Here is a 2,268-nt window from a genome sequence, read left to right on the forward strand (position 1 = left end):
CGATATAGTTTCGTTTCAGGGTGGAGTTGGGTTGTGCGTACTGCGGCCTGTTTGTGTTCTCTACAGGGTCGAGCGATAAGCCTGTATGCCATTTGTAATTGGCTTCAAGCTTCTGTCCGGTGGCCGAGTACTTGTAGTCGATCGTACCCAATATGGCCGGAACGGTTATTTTCCTGGGCATACCCAAGGCATTGTAGCTGTATGTGGATCCCTTGTAGGGGTCGCCGGTCATGGCTCCATTTTTGTTGTAGCCGTATCGAGCGTTTTCGTCATTCGAGTAGTCAGTGAAAACAGCGTAATAATCGGGATATTCATCGGGATACAGTGTCGGCCAATCCGCAATGTGCGACATCTGATTCCCATTATGATTGATTACCATGTCTTCCACCTCTAAATCCGACAGCCGGTACAAGTGGATCATGTTGCCGTTTTTGTCGTAGGTGTAGTGGGATTTGATATACAACGCAACTTTTACCATACAAGAACCCAATATACCATTATACCTTTTTTCTCATTTATACAGACTCCTTTAGAATATCCATTCTTCCAACCTTCCGGCATATAGTGCAATGGGCGAAGATTTTCGTTATATATACCAACTTTGGAATTTAGTACATATATTGTAAAATCTTTTGATAATCCACATTTTGTACTGTCAGAATAAATATTGGTGGGAGTAGATACATCTCCAACCCGAAAAGGTTCCGATTTTTCAAAATAGGGAATGGGATAATATATCCTGTTATCATATATAGTGTCGTGATATAAAATATAGTCATGTTGCTTTCCACGTATCTCCATTGTTTTAACCACAATTGTATTGCTATCGCTGGAACAATATGAAGCAATAGCTATTTTTTCATATTTGTTTTTCAATGAATCTATTACATTTTTTCGATCGTATTCAAATATAATATAATATATACATCCATTTGTCGCATCATAAGAGCCTTCTATTTCCCCCGAAACTTTGACTTTAGATGGGAAAAAATCCGTGAATTCTTTGGGAATATCCAATAGTTTCAAATTCTCTTGATAAAAGGTGTTTGCTTCTTCCATGATTTCGTCTTTTTGCAAATTATTTTTACAAGAGATCGTTAAAAGACAAAACATACTGAATAAGAATAGCTGTTTCATATCAATATCCGGTTAATAATTTAACAATATCTGAAACAATATTAAGTATTCCGGTGCCTATGGAATTACCTGCGGAAGTATTATAGATTGATGTTTTATTGTTATCTTGACCGTATGGCTTTATTAAATCATATTTTTGGGTTGTTATAGAACCATTAAAATCTAGATACTTTATCTTAGGCATCCCTAACGGGGTTTTAGTATTTAATTGTTCCGGTTTAACATAAGTTCTTTTACTATCCCCAATTTGGTCTAAATCACTTCTGTCAAAATATTGCCCCCTAACATCACCGGCTTCTCTTGTCCGAGTCTCTTTTATAGTTACCCTTTCCGCCATTTTATATCCCTGCAAGTCCATAAAACTGAAAGATGTCTTGCCAAAAGAATAAAAATCTTCCTTCAAAACATCGAAAAGTGTATTTTCGTAAAAACCCCAAAATGCATCCTTTCCAAACATATCATCAGCGCCCAAGCGTTCATAAGAAGAGTCGCCCAATTCGTATTGTTGGCGATGGTCGTCTGTCAACTCATCAACACCTTTAATAAAAAGGACATTGCCATTATCATTATTTACAAACCAATCTTCTCCCGTAGGATCAACATTCCGAATCGGATTATTCCCTGCATAAACATACGGAGACCAACTATAATAACTTTCAGCATGAGGATCCATACTAGTAAACCCTCCATACCCATCCAGCTGCCTGGCCTCAAAATCATACAGGCCCAATCCAAACATCGGCTCATCCTCCTTGCCCCCAAACTTGTAAGGCTGAAACGACTGTCCGCCACTTTCATACTCGTTCACTTTCCCAAACGGGTAGTAGTGCGAGCTTTGCTGTATCTTGCCGCTGGCGTTTGCCACCACGCAATTGTTCCCCAAACGATCGCGCAGGTAAAAGTAGTAATTTCCATTCTCAAAATAGCCGTTTGGCAGCAAAATTTTCTTCAGAACGCTGTTTTCGTAAACTTTGTTGCCTGCATAGTGCCGCTTCAGGTTGGCATTGGGATTATACCGCTGTGTAAGCCGCAATTTCTGCCCTGCTACCGAGTAGATATACTCGTTCCGCGCCTCAGCCACGGGACTGACTATATCTATCTGCTGTGGCAAATTTAATGAATTATATCGGA

At 39.4% G+C, this 2,268-nt stretch carries 3 protein-coding genes; all 3 read right to left on the bottom strand.

The features are described 5' to 3' along the window. Positions 1-478, bottom strand: a 478-nt coding sequence (locus tag ACYPWY_RS16050) for a hypothetical protein (RefSeq protein ID WP_459686552.1), incomplete at its 3' end; no start/stop codon positions are given. Next, positions 472-1,059, bottom strand: a complete 588-nt coding sequence (locus tag ACYPWY_RS16055) for a hypothetical protein (RefSeq protein ID WP_459686553.1) — start codon at positions 1,057-1,059, stop codon at positions 472-474. The genes ACYPWY_RS16050 and ACYPWY_RS16055, both read right to left, overlap by 7 nt. A 79-nt stretch (positions 1,060-1,138) precedes the next feature. Continuing rightward, positions 1,139-2,268: RHS repeat domain-containing protein (locus tag ACYPWY_RS16060; RefSeq protein ID WP_459686554.1), on the bottom strand; the 1,130-nt coding region annotated here is incomplete at its 5' end.

It is taken from the genome of Viscerimonas tarda (assembly GCF_054601255.1).